Consider the following 20,896-nt stretch of genomic DNA (forward strand, 5'->3'; position numbering starts at 1 on the left):
CGTTATTTTTCATCCTGCTATATATCAACTAACTACAAGGAGGACTCAGATTGATACAACTCCTCCACCCTTTTTAATAAGGCTTGTAAATTCAAGGGCTTTGAAAAAAAATCATCGGCCCCCATCTCCTTTAGCCGCATCGCGGTATCTGCATCACTCAGCGCAGAAACGACAATCACCGGAATCTGGGCAAAAAGCGGCTTTTCCTTTAAGCGCTCCAGCAATTGGAATCCAGAAATTTTAGGCATTAAAAGATCCAATAAAATCAACCGGGGCCGACGCTTATGAATCAAACTCCAAGCCTCCGATGCCGACATGGCCGTGGCGGTCTCATAGCCGACTTCGGCCAACACGGCTTCCAACAAAACATTATTGGTCTGCGAATCATCTACAAGTAAAACATATTCCTCAGTGTTGACCATGTGTTTTTAAATTAAATACAAATCCTATTACGCCAAAGATACACTACTGGATACCCATTCAGGGATGATTTACCTTAGGCCAAACAGGTGATATAAATCACCGAACAGGTAAACGGAGCAATTCCCTAACCACACGCAACAATTCCGTAAGATCAAGTGGCTTAAACAAATAACGATCACAACCTGCTTCGAGTGCGGCATCTCGCTCCGTTGTAAGGGCATAGGCCGACTGGGCAACAATAGGCAAATCAGGTCGCAATTCCCGTATGCGTCGACTGGCTTCAATACCATCCATCAGCGGCATCTTTATATCCATAAGCACCAACGAAAGGTCGGCTGACTCCTTGACCTTCTCTACCGCCTCAAGTCCATTCCGGGCCTGCAGAACGTCAAACTTATACCCCTCTACGCGATGCATGAGCGCATCTTGCAACAACATGAAGTTCACTTCATCGTCCTCAGCGACCAATATCCGATAAGCCGCGCCCTCTTGCACAGCAAGATCGGCCGTGGCGCTGGATGCTTCCGCAGACGTCTGTAGCGCCAATTCAAAATAAAAAAGCGAACCCAGGCCGGGCTTACTCTCTACCAACAACACACTGCCCATTTGTTCAACAATGCGCGAAGCAATGGTTAATCCCAAGCCATTCCCACCATACTCCCGTTCTTCACTTAAATCTACCTGATAAAATGGTTGAAAAACTGCCGTCAGTTTAGAAGCTTCGATACCTATCCCACTGTCCTCAACAAAAAAGCGCAATTTCCCCTGCCCCATATTTTGGTAACCAAAAGAAACCTTTCCATTTGGGGTAAACTTTAGGGCATTGTCTACCAGTTTCTCCAAGACTTGTTGTAGGCGAAATGCATCGCCGATCAAGGTGTGGGACAAACGTTGCGGCGGACTGTGGTAACTCAGAGTCAACTCGGGACGGACGAGACTTAAAAACTTCTCATATACGCCTTTTACCACAGAAGCGGGATTTACTTGTTCTTCTTTAAGCAAGACATCTCCTGCATCCAGGCGACTCAACTCCAGGATGTCGTCCACAATAATCAGCAATTGATTGCTGGATTTGGCAATGTGCTCGATAAACAAACCCCGCTTTTCTTCTTTGAGACTGGGCATTCTGAGCAATTCCACGAACCCCATAATCCCGTTCATAGGGGTACGAATCTCATGCGACATATTCTGCAAAAAGGCTGTTTTTAAACGATCGCTTTCCTCCGCCTTTGCCTTTTGCACCTTCAGATCGGCATTTAATCGGGCCAGCTCATGGTTGTAGTTTTCCAAATCAGAGGCGTACTTATCTGCCTCCTGATACAACCAGGCATTTTTAATGGCCAGAGAAGCCTGCGTCGCCAAAACCTGGCAAACTTCCAGGTCGTTCTTTGCAAAAGAAGATGGACTGCGTGAACTGCCCAAGGCAAGTACGCCCAGCGTTTTTCCATCTAAAACCAAGGGAATAAACACTACAGCTTGTAAGCCCTTGAGTTTAACCAAAGCACGCTCCGCGGGAGTCAAATGCTCCCGATCAAGCTTCGACAGGATAACCACTTCCTGCGTATCAATACAGGATTCCATACAAGGAAAATGGGAGAGATCGTAAGTTTTCAAGAGCCGCTTTTCCTCATCTAAAGGCGCTGGCTTAGCTAACTGAACCTTGACCTGGTTGCCATAAATAAAATAGATGCTGCCCCGCTCCATAACCATCATCCTGGTGGAATGCTCCAGGACAATTTGCAGCAGGGGATCCATCTTTATGGTGGATCCAAAAGCCTGCCCAACCTCCAAAAGAGCAGCCAACCGGTTGCTGTGCTCCATAACGGCACGCTGGGCCAGAATTCGCCCGGTAATGTCTTCCTTGATACCCAAATAGTGGGTGATTTTGCCGACCTCGTTCATCACCGGGGTAATAATGGCGGACTCGTAATACAGCTCACCGTTTTTCTTTCGGTTCACAAATTCACCGTGCCACTCATCGCCTCCGCTGATGACCTGCCACAACTGTCGGTAATCTTCTTCCGAGCTTTGTCCCGACTTCAGTATCCGTGGATTCCGGCCCAGCACCTCCTCTGCCCGGTAGCCGGTTAAGCGACAGAATTTAGGATTCACATACTCAATGCGTCCCGAAACATCGGTCACCAAAATGGAAACGGGACTGTTTTCTATAATGAGTTTATAGACATCAATATTCATCGCTCTTGGTTAAAAATAAGAAATTACGAAAGATGCACTTAGAAGTCAAATAATTTTAAATAAATTTAGTAGGAATTGAAAACCGGAATCGAAAGCAAAGTGATGGAACAAAAGCGCCCTATAAACCTGGAAAACAAGCCCCTGCTCACCTACAAAAAAGGCGATGCACTGATTAAAAAAGGGACCCCTGCCCATCATGCCCTGTTTCTGGAGAAGGGTATAGTCAAAACCATCTTTGAAAACCCTAATGGCAAAGCGACCATCGTGCATATCCTGGGACGTGGACAATGGGCCGGTTTGTTGTGCGCCCTGGAACAAGGGTATCACAACTTTGACACCATTGCGCTGACTCCGGTTCAGGCCCGCTACGTCGAAAGCAGCGAAATCAGACAGTTGATGGCCCATGACCTGAACCAACAAAACGACTTCATCGCCGGCACAGCCGCAGCGGTCAACAACAACATCCGGCGTTTAATCGCCATCAATCACAAACAGCTGCCTGGAAGGGTTGCCGACGTCCTGCTCTTCTTTTATCACTTTTTTGACCGGTCTGCCACATTTGAACTCCCGCTAAGCAGGGAAGAGCTTGCTCAATTTGCAGGAACAACCAAGGAAAGTTTCATTCGTACCCTCACCGAATTTAAAAACGATAAAATAATTCTGCTGGAAGGGAAGACGGTGACCATCAACAGCATGGAGATTGTAACAACCCTGAGCCGACTGGGCTGATCGTCGGGGTGCTTACTTAAAAAACCGACTCCACTTACGAGCCTCCTCAAGATGTTCAAAATAACCGACTTGATCGCCATGACCGGCATCGGCGAACTTTTTCAGAGAAAAGCGGGTAAAAACATCGTGGGGAAGCACAAAAGCCATAGCCTTAAGCCCGTAGCCCAACATCATCCCCAAGACTAAGGCGGCATAATCGGCATCGCTGCCGCTGACGACCTTTTGCTGGGAAGTGTCTGAAATCAACAGATCCACCCGATTGTTCCGCACAAAGGACACCGACAAATCAATTACTTCGCGAAACAATTCTGTGGGGACATAGCCCCGCCAAACTTGCAACAACTCGTAATTATTTGCATCGTAAATCACCTCTACATTATCATTAGCAAACAAGACCATCATTCATCAGTTATTAATTCAATCCGGCAACTACTCCTGAGCACATGCCGCCTGTAAAATGCTTACAACTGTTTCATTCCCTACTTTAAAATCGATGCCCTCAACCAGGGGGTTGTAGCGCACATCAATGCCACACCCCAGCTCATCCGGCAAACCCACATAGCGATTCACCATAGAAAAACCAGCCACCTTCAATTTCTCCACCCATCTAAAAGCAGGTTCATGCTTCTCCGAACGATCAAAGTCCTTTCCGCCAATAATGTCTTCAATCTCCCTTCCAAAAAAGAGCTTGAGTCCATTTTTTTCGCGGCTGCCGGCCGGAAGTTGATCAATCACCTGGAAAATATGAAAAAAGTGATTGTAACAATTTTGAAAGCGCCGGACAAAATCAGGTTCGTAATGATCAACATTGGGTTCGGTAAGAAAAAAAGCCAGCGGATCCAAAGCCCGAACCTTCTGAATGACCTTATGGCGGTCGGCCAAAAATTTAATGTGATGAAGGGCCAGCGACTCATTAACAATTAAGGGCCCCGATACCGCTTCACGAAGTGGTTTTAAAAGCTCAAAATCGAACTGCTCGACAAAGGCACAAAGCGGATGAAACTCAAACAAAAAAGGATAAGATCCGTTTTCAAGCTGCCTGGCACACTCATCCAATGCGTCTTTAAAAGGCTCTATGCCCACCAGAACCACACGCTGCAAACTGTCGACGGCGGCCAGCTCCTTAAGCAAATGCTGCATTTGCACGCCCAGTCCAATACCTATGTCCAGGACCAGCACCTCCTTGTGCCCCCGGGCAAGTTGAGCGATGGACCGATTGACAAGGGACTGGGCTTCGCGCACAAAAGGAAACTCCTTAATCAAAAAATTGAAAAGCTCAATCTGGGGGACCTCAAAAGCACGCAGATAAATGTTCTCATCCGAAACAGAAGGCCCAATATGCTTTCGGATGGCCTTAATAAACAAGGTGCCTAAAAACTTCTCTGAACTTTTTTCCAGACCATGCAGACAATGCTCCAAAAGCGCTTCCACCTCCAGTTTACTTTCCTCGGTAAACTGATCTGGGAAGTTCCTCATGACCAAATGCAGGGCCTCAAAAACAGATGGTAGGGGAAAGGATTGCATAATCCGACTCTTTAAAAATCTTTAGAAAGTAAACAACCACTTTTCTGCTTCTGCAAGGTTATCGAAATACCTCACATTGGGGGGCATGCCCTGTTCACGTGCAAAAGAACTAAGCGCCAACTTGGTGATCACATTCTGAGGAATCACAAAAGCCATCGCCTTTACCCCCGAAGCAAACAATTTTGGCATTACCGATGCGGCATACTTACTGTCCTCAGGACCTACCGGGCGCTGGTTGCTGGTATTGGAGATGATGTAGGCCACCGCCCCAGATTTAACATAATCAACTGTCTTATCGATACCCTCCCTAAACTGCGCGGAAGTGGCATAGCCCTTCCAGTCTTGCGTCAGGACTTTCTTAACCGCATCAAACTCAAGAGAAAGCACTGGAGATGAATAAACTACCATAATTATTGCGTTTTAGATTTTAGATCAACACATGACAAAACTCACCCAAATATAAACAATAGTTTTATTAATAAAAGAAAGCGGCCTGCGAAAAATCGCAGGCCGCCTCCAAGTAAACCGATATATGAACCCTAAATCTATCTCGAAAAATTAGCCAGCTGACTGCTCACCATAAGATTTTTAGTCTGGGCCAGCTCTTCATCCAGGCGAATACCTAATTTGCCTGCTTCCACAGAAAAATTGATGACAGAACCCTGGGGCTGTCGTCCCTGATTCTCGGTCACAACCAGAACCGGACGATTACTAATGGCTGCAGCCATGCGTGAAAAGCTGTTGAGACTGCGATTGGGCACAAATAGCAAATGACAATTGGCTGCTTCTGTGGCCGAACTCAGCTCTACAACTTCAATATTTTTGCCTGCGACAGTACGGCTTCCCATTCCGTCCTTCAACTCCTTGGTAATCTCTTCACCACTGCCCAAAACCCCAATAACAAATGTGGGCTCTTTGTACAACTCAGGCCACTGCACCAGACGGGTGAAATTGTAAATAAAGGTAGCCTGATGCTTCTCCAGCTGCGCAGATGCGTTGTCAACTGCAAAGAAGGCAAGTACCATTAAAAGTAAAAGTGACTTTCTCATAGTGAATTTTGAATAAGTTTTACGCCACAAAAATACCAGGTAAAATAATGTTATTGGACAGATTAATAATTATTAACCTTGCTAAAAATACTTAATGCACAGCCACTTACGAAACAGAACCTCCTCTGCACATCTCAATAAAAACAGGGAAATGCCCGACCACACAGGTCTTTACGGCCCACCGCACAAGACCTTAGTCGTCCACTGAAGTCCCCGAAAAGCACCGGATAAGCATTGCCAAGATTGAAAAACACTTAAAAAAGCACAATCACCGAAACCTTTTGCGCTTACGCATCCATTAAGTTTTCAAAAGCAGAGGTAACGGCTTGCGCATAACTGCGGGAAACAGGTATGGTAAGCTGACCATCTTCGTCCATCCACAACTTAAACTGCCCCTTATCGCGCTTAAGGATTTTAACGCGGTGGATGTTGACCATATAGGAACGATGGCAGCGCAGCAAAGGAAAATCATCCAACATTTGCTCCAAACGTTTTAAGGTGTTGCGCAGCAAAAAGGACTTAACTTTCATCCCTGCCTGAAAATAAATAACGACATAGTTGTCGCTGGCCTCTAAATAAATCAGATCGCTGGATTTAATGGTAAGACGCAGGACTTCATTCTCGTCTCTAAAGAGAATAAACTGAGGCCGCTTACGGATTTGTCGCACCAAGGCATCGAGACTCATTTTCTTTTCGCGCCAGGCAAAAAACAAGAGGCTGATTAAATAGGGAATCAAAAGAATGAGAGATGTGTTTTGCACCGCAACGTACAACAACACGCCGAAAGGACGCACACCCCCCAAGACCACCAGCTCCAGCACAGCGTAGAGTGCGCCCATAAAAAAAATCTCTGCCACAACACTCCAGATGTAATATGCCAGGGTAACCGGACGCCGACGTTTACGCAACTGCATCAACAACCGGCTGAGGATAACCACCACCATACCGGCCATTACCAAGGCGCCCGAAGCCAATAAAAAGGCCCACCAGCGTACGTCGTACCATTCGCCTGCACCAAAGGGTCGATAGATGTTGATAAAGAAAAAGGCAAACAGGGCAGTAAACACTACTTGAAGAATAGTATTTCGTCGACCAACAAAGTACTCCGGAATCACTTTGGAATTTTTCATAATTACGGCTGGCTTCTTTTGCGTGGAGCAAATATACAAGAAAAAACACAGCATTCAATTCGCCCCTAAAAAACAACATTCACCCCAGAAGAAAAACCACTCACCCCTGAACTGCCACAAACACTCCATTTTTGAAGCACTTATTCAGGATTGTTTTTTCTTTGCAGGTACAGGAACATTCAGTTGGTCTTTTCAAAGTGAATGATAATGCATTTGAACACTGCCCGGAGCCATTCCCGCCAGTCTGTTCTCCGGCACGAGGGTCGGTTCTCAAGTGCCAATTCTCTTTTTGAAAAGCAACCAGAAAAAAGCCCCGATTTAGGCAAACGTGCCAACCGGGGCTTTTCTGTGATTTTTTGGGTCGAAAAATTTTGGACAGCAACTTTTTTTTTATATTTTTGCACCGCCTTTCCAAACAAGGAAAGCCGCCAAAAAGCCGATGTAGCTCAGGGGTAGAGCGCTTCCTTGGTAAGGAAGAGGTCATGGGTTCAATTCCCATCATTGGCTCTTTTATTCCTTCACAATTTTCCGATAATACAACGAACGACCAGTACGCATCTGCAGGAAATAGATCCCGGCGGGTAAATCACTCACTGGCCACTCAAAACGGGTATAGACTTCCACTTGCATTTGCCGAACCAGCTTTCCGCCGACATTAAACAATTGCAGCTCCAACAAGCCATACAAACCCTCCACCAACAAAACATCCCAAACCGGGTTGGGCACCACTTTGATGGCTTTGTCGGGAATAGCCAGACTGTCGGTAAGAACCACTTCCATCGTCGAATTTAAGAACACATCTCCGTCCACTTCGAAGCTGCCGCCTTGGGGCACAAAACCAAAAGCACTCACCTCATAAGCATACGTCGCACCTTGCGTCAAACCGCGCACTTCCACCCTTCCTTGCTCATTAGCAAAAAACTCCCGATCGGCCACCTGCAGGCGGGCTCCGGCAATGGGCGCACCCTGCGCATCATAAACCTCCAACAACAACACCCCGCAAGCATCTATAAGAAGGACTGGCGACCAATTACCGGCAGCGCCATAAAGTCGGTCCTGCACCCGCAACTCCACCGTATTATCGAGACAATTCTCCAGTGTGAGAACACTCTGGTTGGAGGAAAATCCTTCCAGGAGGGGATTTGTTGTGCCATTTACGCGCAGCTCATAAGCCCAGCGTCCGGTTGCGACACCCGTATCCGAAACCCTTACTGAGGATACCCCTTTGACAAGAGCAAGCCGTTTGACGGCTGGCAAAGAGGGGGCAACAGACTGCTTATAATCCCCTGACGCTGGCTGTGCAGTCCCCGAAGGGAGTTCCGCTTTGGGTCCCACCACCAAATCGTCCAACAAAAACACAAAGCGATTGTCCGATACATACTGTACCGCAAAACGAATGCGCTTCCCTGCATATTCCGCCAAATCGAAACGGTAGGGGGTCCAGGAGAGCGGAGCCTCCAGGACCTCGGCATTCAAGGGCACGTAGTTGCCCGAACCATCGGTCAGATTGCTGACCAGGACATGAAACTGTTCCAGCCCATATTTATCGGAAACAGAGCGGGCCATGAATTGTAGAAAATCCCCTTCACCAACTTCCAGCTCAGGCGAAATCAACCAATCGTTGTTGGGCACATTACGTGCAGCAAAGGCCGCTAAAACATGACGCCCGCGATGGGCTGAAAAATCGTGTTCCGACTGCAACAAACCTTCATAATAGGGGTCTACCACCATAAAGGAACCGGTATACCCCGAATTGGGGAAGGACAAATCGCGGTAGGTCCAGGTTGCGGCCTGATCCACATCCCTGAAAGTCCACCCCGGCACACTCAGCTCAAACGGCAGATACCCGTCGAAAGACTCATCAACCACAGGATTCCAGAAAACGGTACTTAAGTCACTTTGCTTTTCCGCCCGACTCAAAGTCACAGTCGGTAAGATGAGCGGTCGCAGATCGACCGAGATTTCCTGAGCCGAAAGGGGCTCAAAAGGCTGCCAATGCGTTTCATACCCGGGGGCTTCCACTTGCAATACCTGCTTACTCAGGGTATGTCCGACTGAAAAAGCGACCACGCCCTGTTGGTCGCTCACACCTTCCTGAGTCCCCACCACTACACGCGCACCCTCAAGACTTTCCCCATGGCCATTCACACGCACCGTTAAAGGATAAAACACCTGTTCGGTTACATACTGCCCCCGAAGCGGTGTTAGAGTAGGCACGCCCTCAGCGCCGTAACCAAAAAAGGAAAGATGGTAAACAGAGGAATGATCGAGACCGCTCAAAACAAAACCCTCCGCATTACCCGCATATACCAGTCGCGCCCCGCCGGCCCCCGCCGGTGCCACAGCAAAGTCTGTACTATAAGCCGCGCCCAATCCTACAGGGGGCAAATCAAAAACCCTATCATCTTTGCGAGCCAGGACCAGTATACCCCCTTGCGGATCGGGCAGACTCCAGCTGAAGGACAGGCTGTTTTGATCATACCCAGTCCACTGCACCTCGGAAACTACCGGAGCTGTTTCCAGACCATGCCCCGCCTCATAAACCTTCACCGCATCAAGGGCCAGTCCGTAGCCATAGTAGCTGAGACCTTCAAATGCTATTTCATACCGACCTCCGGCAGCCGGCAACTCCACCCTTCGCTGCGTCCAGTTTACCAACTCCTCATCAAAAAAGGCCAGGGACGTCCATGCTCCCCCCTCTTCTCTGAAAAGCACCCGCAGGTGATCCTGATCCCCATCCCAGGCAGCCTGATAATGCCAGAAATCCATGACATAAGTCCTTCCTGCCTCCAGGGCAAAAACAGGCGACACTAAGCGCGTACTGCGCTCATCGGCAATGCCTGCATGAAAAAAAGCAAATTGTTCACCTTCCAAGGCGACTGCAGGCTCACCGTTTGCGCCCGCACTGCGTTGCTCCCACATAAAACTGCCAGAAACGGGCTCCTGCTGCCAGTCCCACAACCCCCCTTCAAAACCATCAAACCAGGGAAAACTGGTCACCACCGCCGCACTGGTGCGATCCGAGGCATAAAGAGGCGCCGACCATTCGACATCGCCCCGACTCCATAGTGCATAATGATAAACGGTGGCTCCTTCCAAACCAGCATGGTTCATTTCAGAAAGATCGGCACCTGCATACAAAACCTGACCACCTCCAGTGATGGTTTCTCCTACAGCATAAGCAAGCCCATCCTCTGGAACACCAAACACGCCATCGGGACTCCAGGCCAACAACACGGGACGACCTTCCACCGCCGGCTGCCAAGATAGGTTCATTTGATCGGCCGCGACCGCCGAGGCGTGAAGGGACAGCGGGCTCCCATTCTGAATGGCCATAAAGTCAAAGGCAATGCTGTTGCCCTCACTCACAATCCCTGTAAGGCTTCTATTGTAAGGCAAGTCGCTCCATGTCCGCATCGCAGGCGTACTCTCATCGGTCAACTGCGTCACCTGTAGCGAACCCGGAAAAACTGCGGATGCCGCATTGGTCTCACCACCGGCAGCCAAAATCCTTAAGCCTTGATGTGCATAGGCATTGATGGAATTGGCACTCCGGAGTGCAGCAATCTGCTCCTCGTCTACCTGATACACCAGCAAACCGGCCCCGGGCAAGGCACTGTCAAAGCCCTGCAACTGTCTGTTCTCGAGCAAAAGATATTCTTGCGCCTCGGGTCCGTTAACCCGGTAAACCATAGCCGCATCCTGAACCGGGGCCAGCCCAACTGGTCCGGCCGTCTCCAGCACCGTTTCTTCCACCCAGCCCAACTCCATCTTCGACAGCGGATTATGGTGGGCCGGAGAAGAACCAGCCGGCGAACCATTGTAAGATCCCCGGGCCATCATGTCCCACATACCCGTACCGTCAAAATCGTTCTCATCTTCGGTTAGAGTATCGTAATAATCGGGCAAGCCCAGGTTGTGTCCAAATTCGTGCGCAATTACCCCCATGGTATTAAAATCTCCCCGGGCGTTACGCGTTTCGGGTTGAGCGGTATAACTGTCGACCAGCACGCCGTCAAAACTGCGTTGAGAACTGGTAAAACCTGCCGAAGTTAAGGTCCACGAATGCGACCATATGTCCTCCTCACTTCCTGTAACCTCCTTACCCGGTCCCTGATGTATAATGGCGACCCCTTCTACCACACCGTTTCCGTCGTTGTCGAATTCGGAAAAATCAACACCGGCAGCATCGGCTGCCTGAATGGCGTGTAAGGCAAACTCTCCCCATTTTTCTTCCGGTGCATAATAGGCTTTGCTATGGGGCAAACGCACCCAGGCCGTCACCACCGACTCCATAACCAACCGCCCGCCGCTGTTCTCCAGATAGTAATGCCGAAAACTGCCGCTGGCCCCATTCATCAGCTCATCAAAGGCTTCGCGGCTGTAAACGGCTTCGGTATCGCTGAAGGTGGCCAAAATTACCAACATGCGCTGATTGCCTTCGGGTGCAAACAAATGACCGGCCGTGCCACTTTTCAGAAGAGCCTCCCTACGGTCCCGCCGAATTCGGTCTATTTCTTCAGAAGCAACTCCCGACCCCTTGGGCAAAGAGGCCAAAAGGGCTTGCTCGCGGGCGCTGCGCTGCCCTGCGTTGCTGGCCTTTAAACCCGTCAGCTGGGGAGACCCCGACTTAAGTACAGAAACGTATTCATAAACCCCCTCCTGGTTCAGGGCAATGCGATATCCGTCGGCCGTCGCGGTCCAGTGAAACCACTCGTCGCCATGCTGCCTGATGGTCAAAAAACTCGAATCGGCCTGCACCACTTTCTGTGGCCAGGGATAGGCACCTACCGCACCCAGTGTTTGTATAAACAGCCCCTCAAAAACCAAAAGGACCACCAATAAACGGACAAAAGAAAATAAGCCTCGCATCATAAGAAGAAATAAATCAAACAACTGCATCCAAAACCCACAAAGTTTTAAACGCAGTTGTCTCTAAAAAGTTTGTCCATACCCCGCTAATCCATATCCACGATGGTTATTCCCGCGCCGCCAAACTGGACGTGCTCATCGGCAAAACGCCGTACAAAGGGCAGAGTGTTCAAATACTCCCGAATCATGAGACGCAAAGCCCCCGTACCCTTCCCATGCAGGATTTTAACCTGGGCAGCTCCACACATTACCGCTTCATCCAAATGCTGACTGACCCGGTCAAGGGCTTCCTCAGCCCGCAGGCCGCGTACATCAAGATCGGGCTTAAAACTCAACTTTTTATCGCGCATCCGCTGAGCCAGAGAGGCCGACACGGCACTTTCCTGTCGCAGCTCTTTTTTGTAGGCATTGCGACTGAGTTTTTCCAGTCTACTCAGTTTCACGGTGGTAACCAACTGTCCAAAAGCCACCATGGCATTCTTCCCCTTTATTTCCATCACCTCGCCGGCCTGGGCCTGACCCTGCAAACGCACATAGTCGCCCTCCTGCACAGCATCATTTTCAACCACAGTTTTTTTCTCCTTGGGCGCAGCAGCTGAAGCAGGCTCCGCTCCCTCGGCTGCATTCTGCTCACCCCTGGGCTTTGCCCCCTTCTTCCTTTGCTGCAACTTGGCCATCTTTCGCGCCAAACGGGCTTGCTCCTCCGAATCGGTCGCACCTGCTTCACCAAGCTGCTCCTTAAATCCATCCAGGGCCTTGCGTGCCAGGCGGGTCTTCTCCTTCTCTGCCTGGGTTTCCCGAATGACTCTTATGGTGTTTTCAATTTCCTTGTTGGCCCTGGCCAACAAGGCCTCGGCCTCCTTTCGAGCTTTATCGAGCAGTTCACGCCGCTCCTTTTGCAGGTTTTCCAGCTCCTTTTCATACCGTTCCGACACCCCCTCCAGTTTGCGCTCTCTGTCGCGCACCGATCGCCGCTTCTGCTCCCAGTAGCGCTTGTCGCGAATGATCTCGCGCAAGTGCTTATCAAAATGAATGTGATCCTCCCCCAAACGCTCTTTGGCCGCCGCCAGTATGTCCTCCGGCAAACCAATTTTCCGGGCAATCTCAAAAGCAAAGGAGCTGCCCGGCGACCCCACCTCCAGCTTAAACAAGGGGCGCAACTCATGCGTATCAAATTGCATGGCTCCGTTAACCAGTCCCGCCGTTTGCGAGGCAAAATGTTTCAGATTGGTATAATGCGTGGTAATTACCCCATAAGCTCCCTGCCGGTTCAACTGATCCAACACGGCCTCCGCAATGGCGCCACCCAACATGGGTTCTGTACCCGTTCCAAATTCATCAATTAATAAAAGCGTGCGTGCATTGGCCTGTCGCACAAAATTTTTCATATTGAGCAAGTGCGAGCTGTAGGTACTCAAATCATTCTCGATGGATTGCTCGTCGCCCAAATCAAGCAAAATATGCTCGAAAAAACCCATCTGAGAGCCCTCCTCAACCGGGACCGGCAGACCGCATTGCAGCATATACTGAACCAGTCCCACCGTTTGCAAACAAACCGATTTCCCTCCGGCATTGGGCCCGGAAATCAAAACAATTCGCGAATCGGGCGTAAAAGTGATGGACAAAGGAACCACCTCTTTTTGCTGGGCTTTATGCAGCAGATACAATAAAGGATGGCGGGCTTCACGCCATTCAAAATCAGCTTGATTGTGCAACTCAGGCACCCTGCCCGCAATACGGGACGAAAAACGTGCCTTGGCACGAATGAAATCAATCTCTCCTAAAAACTCATAGGCAAAGAGCAACTCCTCCAAATAGGGGCGGATAAAAGAAGATACTTCGGTTAAAATCCGGGTTATTTCACGACGCTCAGCATAGGACAGCTCCCTGATCTCATTGTTGATCTCCACAATTTCGGCAGGCTCAATGTAAGTGGTTTTACCTGTGGCCGACTCATCGTGTACAATTCCGGGCAACTTACGCTTATTGGCCGAAACAACCGGAATAACGGCCCTACCGTCGCGAATACTGATGCTCACATCGGCATCCACCAGTCCGTCTTGTCGCGCCTTTTTTAATATGCTCATCATTTTGCGCGACACGCTCTGTTGCAAATTCAAAACCTCGCGGCGTAAGCGGGCCAACTCAGGCGACGCATTATCCTTCAGTTTCCCCTGCTTGTTCAGCACAGCGTCAATCTGTTCGATAATGGCGGGATACACCATTACATCTGCTGCCAGGGCGTGCAGACGGGGGAAATCCTCTACTTCACGCGACTGGATAAAGCGCAACAAATCGCGAATGGTTCCCAGCGACCGGCGCAAGTCGAACAGCTCCTGCTCCTCTAAAAACAAACCCTCTACCCGAATCTTCTTTAGGGCCGAACGCACATCAATAAAATAGGTCACCGGCAGCTCGGCACCCTCCTCTTCAAGACGCAGCACTTCAGCAGTCTGCTCCAACCAGCACAACACCTCCTCAAAATGGGTCGAAAAACCCATCGCCCCGACCCGCTCCTCGCCCAGGGGACTCAAACAATGCTCGGCCAGGAGACTGCGAATCCGGCCAAAATTCAGCTTCTGTTCAAATGCTTTCGGATAAATCACGTAATAGTTGTTTCAATTTTCAGCCACAAAAATACAAAATACTTTAAGGCCTCCTGCATTTTGCTCAAATCGGGAAGGAATGCATCGACGCTGCGAACAATTCGTTCAAAAAAACTGCGTCAACCACCCCAAATGTCTCCATTTTATCCCAAACCTACCCACCTGCACACTTATTAACGCAGCGCTGACCCTTGAATCCTTACCTTTGTTATCGGCAAGTGATCAATATTTTAACACCACAAATATGCAAGTACACTCCTTTCACATTCCCGTCATGGGAATTGGTTACACTATTGACTCTCCCATTCGGGTTGCCCACCTGGGAATATCTTCAGCCATTTCTTTGGTAGACGATATGCTCACAGAACGCATGCGCGAATTTTACAGCAAAAAATACAGCCTGCCTTTTGCGCCCATTGCCCGTCACGATGAAGACGCAAGAGCCAACCGCATTACCGCCTACCTGAACACCGTTCACCATCTCGTTCAGCAAAAGGTCAGAGATTTTAAAGCACAACTCTTGCACCAGAAGGAAACCCTTCAGCAATACATAGACCTTTTACCCGACACCGCGGAGCTGAAAAAACAATTACAAGCCAATTTACACAGGGGTCAGGAAGCCATCAAGCAGGTATTGGAACAACACTACCGCAGCGGCAGCATCGACGTCAACATCATGACCAAGCTCGACAAGGCCAACTACCGCGATCGCCAACCCCTGCCCATCGAATACAACGATGCCCATGCCTCCTTACGCGGCTTTGCCCAAAGTAAGGTCAGCGGCGCCCTGGTGCTTTCCGCAGGGATGAATGCACGACTGTATTCCTACATGGAGCAATTTGCCGATTTCTACCCCGGGGCAGACGGCAGCTTCAGCAAAAAAATCATCTTAAAGGTATCGGACTACCGTTCGGCCATCGTGCAGGGCAAGATCTTTGCCAAAAAAGGTTTATGGATTTCGGAATTCCGGGTAGAATCGGGCCTCAATTGCGGGGGGCACGCATTTGCCACGCAAGGATTTTTAATGGGGCCCATCCTCGAAGAATTCAGCAACAACCGCGCAGCCCTTCAAAAGGAACTCTTTGAGTTGTACAAGAGGGGATTGGAAGCCAAAGACATCCCGGCACCCGAACACGCACCTGAAATGCGCCTCACCGCCCAGGGAGGGGTAGGTACTGCCGAAGAGCACAACAACCTGATGCAAAGGTACGGACTCGACAGCGTCGGCTGGGGATCTCCCTTTTTGCTGGTACCCGAAGCAGTCGCTATCGACCCGGACACCATTGAGCTATTGGCCAAAGGACAGGAAAAAGATTACTTTCTGAGTCATGTATCTCCTGTGGGTGTACGCTTCAACAATATACGTGGCGCTTCGCGCGACCTGGAGCAACAAGCCCTGGCCAAAGCAGGCAAGCCGGGCGCAGCCTGCACCAAGCAATTCATCCTGCTTAACACAGAATTTACCGAGCGGCCCATTTGTACGGCTTCGAGTCGCTACCAAAAACTCAAAATAGAGGAACTGGACAAACAGAACCTGGATGCCGCAGCTTACCAGAAAGTCTACGATAAAATCGTAGCCAAATCGTGCATCTGCAACGGACTGGGTGTGGCCACCCTTAACTCCCACGACATAGACACCACCCGCGAGGGACAAGGCGTATCCATTTGTCCCGGTCCCAACCTGGCCTACTTTAACCGACAGGCCAGTCTCACCGAAATGCTTGATCACATCTACGGACGCAGCAGTCTGATCAACGAAGCGCAGCGCCCCAACCTGTTTGTTAAGGAACTGGGGATGTACCTCGACTACCTGCAGGAAGAATTTGACGACAGTGAGCAAGTAGATGCCCGACAAATAAAGGGCTGGCAAACCTTCATCCAAAACCTGCGCAACGGCATATCCTACTACCAAAATCTTTTTGATTTGGATGCCAACTGGTCGGAAGCCACGCGGGAGAAAACCCTGGACCAGCTGGACCAGGCAACCGCACGCCTCAACAAACTGGAAGAACATTGGCAAACCTTTAAAGAAAAGGTTTGCATCTAAAAGAGATAAAGGGTTAAACAATGTTTGGCCCTTTATTTTTATACCGGACTGCTGCAAGAATTCCTTATCTTTGTGGATTAAAACTTACAATCATGTCAGTAGCAAAAGAAGGCCCCAAGAAAATCACGACGCACGTACTGAGCGAGATGAAAATGAAGGGGGAGAAAATTGCCATGCTTACCGCCTACGATTACTCGATGGCCAAATTGGTAGATAAGGCAGGGCTGGACGTTGTTTTGGTAGGCGATTCGGCGGCCAATGTAATGGCAGGCTGGGAAACCACCCTGCCCATCACGCTGGACCAGATGATTTACCATGCCGCCTCGGTGGTGCGTGGCGTCAAACGCGCCATGGTGGTGGCCGATTTGCCCTTTGGGAGCTATCAGGGCAACAGCAAAGAGGCGGTGGCCTCAGCCATTCGTATGATGAAGGAATCGGGCGCCGATGCCTTGAAGCTGGAAGGCGGAAAGGAAATTGTTGAATCCATCGAACGCATACTCTCAGCAGGCATCCCGGTAATGGGACACCTGGGCTTAACGCCGCAAAGCATTCATAAGTTTGGCACCTACAGCGTACGCGCCAAACAGGAAGAAGAAGCCAACAAATTGGTAGAAGATGCCCACTTGCTGGAAAAAGCCGGCGCTTTTGCCATTGTACTGGAAAAAATACCGGCCAAACTGGCCGAAAAGGTGGCCAAAGAACTGACCATTCCCGTTATTGGCATTGGTGCCGGAGGGGGCGTGGACGGACAGGTACTGGTGGTGCACGACATGCTGGGCATCAATCAGGAATTTTCACCCCGCTTTTTAAGGAGGTACCACAACTTATACGCAGAAATAGTTGGTGCCGTTGGCAACTACATCGAAGACGTAAAGTCGAGTGATTTCCCCAACGAAAGAGAGCAATACTAACAGCAAGTCATTAAGCGCAGCCATTTATGCAATTGGACATACTTTACGAAGACAACCATCTGATCGCCGTTAATAAAACGGGGCACGACCTGGTTCAGGGCGACGAGACCGGGGACGAACCGCTGGCCGAGAAAGTAAAAGACTACATCAAACACAAATACAACAAACCGGGGGAGGTGTACCTGGGCGTGGTGCACCGACTCGACCGACCGGTTAGCGGAGTGGTACTCTTTGCACGCACCAGCAAGGCACTCACCCGCCTGAACAAAATGTTTCAGGACCACGAGGTGAAAAAGACTTACTGGGCCATAGTTCAAAACCTCCCGGAGGAGGATGAAGCGACCCTGCGCCACTTTATGCTGAAGGACAGCAAAAAGAACAAATCACACGCCTTTCCAAAAATGCGTTCCGGCGCCAAAGAAGGCGTCCTCAGCTACAAACTCATCTCCAGTTCAGCCCGCTATCACTTGTTGGAGGTGGACTTGCAAACGGGGCGCCATCATCAAATCAGGGCCCAGCTGGCTAAAATCGGCTGTCCCATTCGTGGCGACCTCAAATACGGTTCCCCACGCTCCAATCCCGATGGCGGTATTTCACTGCATGCACGCCGCCTGCGTTTCGTTCACCCGGTAAAACAAGAACCGGTGGAAATCATCGCACCGGTTCCTGTTGAAGACAATCTGTGGCGTGAATTTGCCAACGTCGTTAAAAAGTAAATTTCTCGAATCCACGTATTTCATGGGTCCACTAATTTCACGAATTACACTAATTAGGATAAAATTTCGCGTGTGCAAAATTCGTGCAAATTAGTGTAATTCGTGGATCGTAATTCGTGGATCGTAATTAGAACCGCAGCACCATCTGCCCCATAAAATGACGACCAGCCTGCGGAAAATAACCGTCCATGACGCGGCGTTGACCGTTGTATATGTAGCTGTACACCCAGGCGTTGGACAAATATTCCACATCAAAAAGATTGCTCACCTGAAGACCCAGCTCAAGTCCTTTAAAGCTGCCTAAAACCGGACGATAGCGCAGAGTAAGGTCGTTAACCAGGTAAGCATCGAGCCGGCGCTCTGCACTCGAGGTGTTGTCTACATACTGACTGCCCACGTATCTCGTATTCAGCACAGCCTGAAGCTGGGGAATCACCACAGCCTCCAGGCGACTCGCCATGGTCCACTCCGGCGAAAAAGCCAAATCGGTCGTTCCCAGCTCATTCACTTCCTGCCCCCAGGTATCCCAATTGTCGACGTACTCGCTAAAGTTTCTAATTTTGTTGGCCGACCACACCACATTACCGCCCCAATTGAGCCACTGCAACAGGCGGGCCTGAGCCGAAAGCTCCAGTCCGGCCCGGTAACTTTCCGGCACATTATTCATAATGTAGGCCCCAACATTGTTAATTTTCCCGGTAAGCACCAGCTGATCTTCATAATCCATATAAAAACCGTTCAGTTGTATGGCCCACTGACCTCCCTGCCATTCCAGACCCGCCTCATAATCAATCAGGCGCTCAGCCTGAGGCACCACCTCTTCGTCGGCATCCCTAAAATCGCTGCGTGATGGTTCGCGGTTGGCCACAGCAACCGAAGCAAAGGCACGTCCGCCTCTGCCCCACACGTAATTCAAACCCAATTTGGGGTTAAAGAAATCATAACTGGTCGATCGGGTCAAATCGCGCTGATCGTCGTGCACCCCGCTGATTTCATAATTAACATGGCGAAGCTGAGCGTCGCCATAGGTCGTAAAACCAGGCAGCCATTCAACACTCATTTTCAAATAATAACTCAAATCCTCCTTCGAACCCTCGTTAAAGTACCAACGGTAGCCCTCAGCTACGCCCGCATTATAGCCCATCCAAACTACATCGCCATAGTGCTCTCCGTCGTATCGGTTCCAGGCTCCTCCCAAAACCATATGCAGCGGTCCCTGAGCGTAAACACCAGAAAAAGTTGCCCCATAAAAATGATTATCCAGCCATTTTTGGGCAATCAGATCCGTTTTGGTAATGGTATCTCCCTCAAAAACGAGAGCCGGAGTTGACTCACCACCAATCATATGACTGGGCACTGGCAAATTATACTTACCGAACCGTTCATTGTACTTAAAAGATTCGTAATAGCCCTTCCCTCGGGTATAATGCAAGGCGCCATTTAAAAGGATACTGGCCGTAGGTTTGTGCGACAGGTGCAACTGGTAATGGTCCTGCTGATAATTATCGGTTTGATTGTCGTACAAATAACGATTAAAGGTGCGTGCATCCGAAGCGTACAGGTTGGCTGCTTCCTCCGGAGACCAGCCATCGTCGGCGACAAGCTGTTCCATCCCAGCCTGATCGTTTTCCAGCTTTACCTTAGGTACACCATTCCAGGCCTGCATGGTTCTTTCCTGGCCCGAAAAAGTTACCAGACGTACAGAGGTCCGCTCTCCAAACCAGCCGCCCGATAGGTAAAAGGACTTCAAATCCGAAGCAGAGCGATCCACAAATCCATCGGAAGTCACTCTCGACAGCCTTGCATCAAAAGAGAAACCCTTGTCGAGCAGACCGGTTTGCAACTGCACACTGTTGCGCCAGGTTCCAAAAGATCCGAAGGCATTATCAATCAAAACCTGTCGTTCTCCGGCCCCGTTCAGCGTACTGAAATTGACCGAACCGCCAAAAGCAGCCACCCCATTGGTCGAAGTCCCCACGCCACGTTGTACCTGTACCCGGCTGACCGAGGCTGCCAGGTCGGGCATATTTACCCAAAATACACCCTGCGACTCTGCATCATTCATGGGAATGCCATTTACCGTTACATTGATGCGCGTAAGATCCGAACCCCGTATACGCATACCGGTATAACCAATACCTGTTCCAGCATCAGAACTCACGACAAGACCCGGCGTCATATTAAGCAGATAAGGCAGGTCCTGACCAAAGTTCCGCTCGGCCAAATCCTCCTTACTTAACTCACTTTGCGCCACCGGATCGGTTCTTCTGGCACGAATTCCTGCTACGGTAACTTCCCTTGCCATAAAACTGGCCTCTTCCAAAACCAGCTGCAGATCAAGGTCGTGTTCAACATCCAGCCTCTGTTTCAAGACCTCGAATCCCAAAAAACGGACTTCGAGGAGCTGCTGCCCTTCTGCTACCCGGGCAAAAAGAAAACGACCGTCGTTACCGGTCACCGTAGTTTGCTGTCCCACAAGCACTGCGGCTCCGGGCAAGGCCTCTCCGGCCGGATTCAACACTACGCCACTTACCTTATACTGTGCAAAGGCAAGACAACTAACCGCCCACAGGGCGGTCAACACAAAAAACTTCTTCATTTTAAAGCAGTTAAGTTTAAACAATAGGTTATAAACAACTGCAATGAGGATGTAATAGGAGATGTAAACCTTCCCTTACCGGCATTACCCGGTC

General features: G+C 49.8%; 14 protein-coding genes and 1 tRNA gene. 5 read left to right on the top strand and 10 right to left on the bottom strand.

What is annotated here, in order from left to right:
• Window positions 1-32 precede the first annotated feature (32 nt).
• Together B4W65_RS05020 and B4W65_RS05025 are read right to left on the bottom strand one after the other, a co-directional pair.
• Window positions 33-422 carry a response regulator gene (locus B4W65_RS05020; RefSeq protein ID WP_088654019.1) on the bottom strand — a complete coding sequence of 130 codons (390 nt, stop codon included), beginning with the start codon at window positions 420-422 and terminating at the stop codon, window positions 33-35.
• Between the two features lie 97 nt (window positions 423-519).
• Window positions 520-2,619, bottom strand: coding sequence for a PAS domain S-box protein (locus B4W65_RS05025; RefSeq protein WP_088654020.1), 2,100 nt, complete (start codon window positions 2,617-2,619; stop codon window positions 520-522).
• Window positions 2,620-2,694: 75 nt separating this feature from the next.
• Here B4W65_RS05025 and B4W65_RS05030 point away from each other — a divergent pair, with 75 nt between their 5' ends.
• Entirely contained in the window at window positions 2,695-3,348 is a 654-nt protein-coding gene (locus B4W65_RS05030) for a Crp/Fnr family transcriptional regulator (RefSeq protein WP_088654021.1), read from the top strand.
• A gap of 12 nt (window positions 3,349-3,360) precedes the next feature.
• Here the strand turns inward: B4W65_RS05030 and B4W65_RS05035 are convergent, their stop codons facing one another.
• The 5 genes from B4W65_RS05035 to B4W65_RS05055 form a co-directional block, all read right to left on the bottom strand.
• Window positions 3,361-3,750, bottom strand: a complete 390-nt coding sequence (locus B4W65_RS05035; RefSeq protein WP_088654022.1) for a hypothetical protein — start codon at window positions 3,748-3,750, stop codon at window positions 3,361-3,363.
• Window positions 3,751-3,777: 27 nt separating this feature from the next.
• Entirely contained in the window at window positions 3,778-4,872 is a 1,095-nt protein-coding gene (locus B4W65_RS05040; protein ID WP_088654023.1) for a GRAS family protein, read from the bottom strand.
• Between the two features lie 21 nt (window positions 4,873-4,893).
• A complete protein-coding gene (locus B4W65_RS05045; RefSeq protein WP_088654024.1) occupies window positions 4,894-5,280 on the bottom strand; it encodes a hypothetical protein in 387 nt (128 codons plus the stop codon).
• A gap of 137 nt (window positions 5,281-5,417) precedes the next feature.
• The gene (locus B4W65_RS05050; RefSeq protein ID WP_088654025.1) at window positions 5,418-5,921 is read right to left on the bottom strand and encodes a YfiR family protein; all 504 of its coding nucleotides are present in this window, start codon (window positions 5,919-5,921) and stop codon (window positions 5,418-5,420) included.
• 287 nt (window positions 5,922-6,208) lie between these two features.
• Complete coding sequence (locus B4W65_RS05055) at window positions 6,209-7,051, bottom strand: LytR/AlgR family response regulator transcription factor (protein ID WP_088654026.1); 843 nt, start codon at window positions 7,049-7,051, stop codon at window positions 6,209-6,211.
• A gap of 435 nt (window positions 7,052-7,486) precedes the next feature.
• Between B4W65_RS05055 and B4W65_RS05065 the strand changes: the two genes are divergently transcribed.
• Window positions 7,487-7,558, top strand: a tRNA-Thr gene (locus B4W65_RS05065).
• A 3-nt stretch (window positions 7,559-7,561) separates the two neighbouring features.
• Here B4W65_RS05065 and B4W65_RS05070 read toward each other — a convergent pair.
• Window positions 7,562-11,926 (bottom strand): M6 family metalloprotease domain-containing protein, encoded by a 4,365-nt coding sequence (locus B4W65_RS05070; protein WP_158522778.1) that lies wholly within the window; start codon window positions 11,924-11,926, stop codon window positions 7,562-7,564.
• Between the two features lie 83 nt (window positions 11,927-12,009).
• Window positions 12,010-14,529, bottom strand: a complete 2,520-nt coding sequence (locus B4W65_RS05075) for an endonuclease MutS2 (RefSeq protein WP_088654029.1) — start codon at window positions 14,527-14,529, stop codon at window positions 12,010-12,012.
• Window positions 14,530-14,773: 244 nt separating this feature from the next.
• Between B4W65_RS05075 and B4W65_RS05080 the strand changes: the two genes are divergently transcribed.
• The 3 genes from B4W65_RS05080 (at window position 14,774) to B4W65_RS05090 (ending at window position 18,203) form a co-directional block, all read left to right on the top strand.
• A complete protein-coding gene (locus B4W65_RS05080; protein WP_205741222.1) occupies window positions 14,774-16,576 on the top strand; it encodes a hypothetical protein in 1,803 nt (600 codons plus the stop codon).
• 92 nt (window positions 16,577-16,668) lie between these two features.
• Window positions 16,669-17,487 carry a 3-methyl-2-oxobutanoate hydroxymethyltransferase gene (gene panB, locus B4W65_RS05085; RefSeq protein WP_088654031.1) on the top strand — a complete coding sequence of 273 codons (819 nt, stop codon included), beginning with the start codon at window positions 16,669-16,671 and terminating at the stop codon, window positions 17,485-17,487.
• Window positions 17,488-17,513: 26 nt separating this feature from the next.
• Window positions 17,514-18,203 carry an RluA family pseudouridine synthase gene (locus B4W65_RS05090; RefSeq protein WP_205741223.1) on the top strand — a complete coding sequence of 230 codons (690 nt, stop codon included), beginning with the start codon at window positions 17,514-17,516 and terminating at the stop codon, window positions 18,201-18,203.
• A gap of 127 nt (window positions 18,204-18,330) precedes the next feature.
• Here the strand turns inward: B4W65_RS05090 and B4W65_RS05095 are convergent, their stop codons facing one another.
• Entirely contained in the window at window positions 18,331-20,802 is a 2,472-nt protein-coding gene (locus tag B4W65_RS05095) for a TonB-dependent receptor (protein WP_146697714.1), read from the bottom strand.
• Window positions 20,803-20,896: the final 94 nt, after the last annotated feature.

This window comes from Geofilum rhodophaeum, from assembly GCF_002210225.1.
Lineage (GTDB): Bacteria > Bacteroidota > Bacteroidia > Bacteroidales > Marinilabiliaceae > Geofilum > Geofilum rhodophaeum.